Genomic DNA, 2,428 nt, shown 5'->3' on the forward strand with positions numbered 1-2,428 from the left:
AGACCAGGCCACGAAGCTCGCAGAACAGACCGGTCTTCCCGGACCGACGGCGCGGGCAATTCTCGGTGGAGTGCCATCAACCCCGGGAGGGCCGCCCGATCTACGCTTCAAGGACAAGGAGATGTGGACTCGGTACGGGCTGACCCGGGCAGAGGTGGACCTGGCACAGAACCAGGCCATGGCCCTCGACCGTCGGCACGGCGACGGGTTCCTTGACCACCTCACCATCGGGATCGCCGAAGGCGACAGTCCGGCCGACGGTGTGGCCGCGCGCTGGCGTTGCCTGGTCCCCTCCGGGGAGGACCTACGGCTCACAGACGGGGAATGGTTGACGGTGGGCGCTCTCGGTGGTAGTCACCGGGACAGTCCGCTGAACATCCTCACTCCGCTGCTCCTGCGGGGCCGACGAGATGTCGATGCACCCGCACCGCTGCTCTCGGGACTGCTCGCGGTCATCGCCGATGTCCCGGTGGACGATCCACGGCGTCCGGCGTTCGCGGAGCTCCTCCAGTGGGCGAAGGACGCGGCGGTGAAATTCGTCGCAGATCCGGTGAATGCCGGGAGCATCGGCACGATGGACATCGGCTGCCCGGTCGATGACCCGTCTTTCACCGAGGAGATCACCCCCGACGACCAGATCGTGCGGGTACTCACCGAGGGACTGGTCGACGATCTCATCGCGGACCTGGCGGTGGTACACCCGGACCAGTCGGGTGCGGTGCACGACCCGGGAAATGTTGCGCCGGACTTGGTCACCGAAGTGGCGTCCACGGTCGGGGTCGGGGAGGACGCCGCCCGCTACTTCCTGCAGATCCTGGCGCTGTCCGAACCGACGGACGCGAACGTGCGGGCCTGGAACGGGTGGAAGAAGAAGGACATCGAGGCCGCCGGTGCCGAACTGGTCGCTGCAGGCGTGGCGGTGCAGGCGAAGCGAGCAGGGGCTGCCCGGTCGTTTTTCCTGCCGGGTGGCTGGCTGGAGGGACGCTCGGGAGTACATGCGGCACGTCCGATGGAGGTATGGAAAGCACCGATGTACCTGTTGTGGACTGACGCGAAGGTCTGTCCGGTGATCCCGGGTCTTCCTCCTCATGTTCCGGTAGCATCCCTGTTCCGCACGGCGTGGGCGCGGTACTCGTCGGGTGATGTGCCCGGTTACGAGGAATTGACCACCACCCGGTACCGGGCGGGTGGTCGGTCGCGGCGGCGGTAACGGGTGTGAAGGTGGCGATGGGCGCGCTCGCCCGGTGCGTGCCCGACCTTTAATTCCGACAGGTGCGCGTCGACTGGTTGGTTCAGCAGTCGGAAACCAACCAGTCAACGGGCACCTGGAATACGGGCCCCCGTGCGGGGCAGGTGAGAGGAACGGACTAGGCGCCCTGCCACACGGTGTCGAACGGGGTGTTCGCCGTCACGCGGTGCTGGATACCACGGGTGACGAGGTCCTTGGCGACGTGCACGGCGGTGGCGACGTCATTGCCCTTGGCCAGCTCCGCAGTGAGCGCTGCGGCGACGGTGCAGCCGGCACCGGAGACCCGCTGCTCGCCGACCTTCGGCACGGCGAAACGAGTGATCTCGTGGCCGTCCCAGAGGACATCCACGGCGTCCTCGCCCGGAAGCTCGACGCCACCCTTGGCCAGCACATAGGGGACCTTCTCTCCGATGCGCTTGGCGGCCTCCTCGAGATCCTCGACGGTCTCGATGCGCTCCATGCCGGACAGGCTCTGGGACTCGAAGACGTTCGGGGTGACGACGGTGGCCAGCGGGAGGATTTTCTCCTTGAGGGCGTTGTCGGTGTCCAGCGCAGCACCCGGCTCCTGGCCCTTGCAGATCAGCACCGGGTCGAGGACCAGGTTCTCCCAGGCGCGCTCGGCGAGCTTCTCTGCGACGATCTCGATGGTCGCCGGGGTGCCCAGCATGCCGACCTTGGCGGTCTTCATGTTCTCGGGCGAGTGGGTGGCCAGGGCGGCCTCGAACTGCTCGGCGATGAGTTCCGGGTCGACCGGGTGGAAGCGGTGGCCCCACCCGTTGTTCGGGTCGAAGGCGACGATGCAGGACAGCGCACCGACGCCGTAGACGCCGAGCTGCTGGAAGGTCTTGAGGTCGACCTGGATACCGGCGCCGCCGGTGGCCTCGGAGCCGGCGATGACGAAGGCGATCGGGGGAGTGGAAACAGGGTTTGTCATAGGGCAATCCTAGAGGACACATCCGGGACGAGGTGCGGTGCCACGCCTGGCGGACGTAACCCGCGGTGGGGGATCACCAGCTACCGGAGTGGTCCATTGGCATGAAAGCGCTGGGCGGCATGCCGGCGTATTTCCGGACGTCTCTGCTGAGCTGACTAGCACTGCCGTACCCGACGCGCCGCGTCACGGAGGACGCGCTGTCGGTCGGTGAGCTCGACGAGGTCTTCGAAAAGTTCGCGGCGCAG

At 67.1% G+C, this 2,428-nt stretch carries 1 protein-coding gene and 1 pseudogene; one reads left to right on the top strand and one right to left on the bottom strand.

The genetic code is table 11. The annotated features are described in order from the left end of the window. Positions 1-1,210, top strand: a pseudogene (locus tag QZV72_RS12800) (hypothetical protein); the annotation flags it as partial. 157 nt (positions 1,211-1,367) lie between these two features. On the opposite strand, the gene QZV72_RS12805 reads toward QZV72_RS12800, so the two are convergent. Continuing rightward, positions 1,368-2,183 carry a hydroxymethylpyrimidine/phosphomethylpyrimidine kinase gene (locus QZV72_RS12805; protein ID WP_297008967.1) on the bottom strand — a complete coding sequence of 272 codons (816 nt, stop codon included), beginning with the start codon at positions 2,181-2,183 and terminating at the stop codon, positions 1,368-1,370. Between the last annotated feature and the right edge of the window lie 245 nt (positions 2,184-2,428).

This window comes from uncultured Corynebacterium sp., assembly GCF_902782855.1.
Taxonomy (GTDB): domain Bacteria; phylum Actinomycetota; class Actinomycetes; order Mycobacteriales; family Mycobacteriaceae; genus Corynebacterium.

Bases quoted from the DNA above. Each gene is read 5' to 3' on its own strand.
- QZV72_RS12805 (WP_297008967.1), bottom strand. From the start codon at position 2,183: ATGACAAACCCTGTTTCCACTCCCCCGATCGCCTTCGTCATCGCCGGC.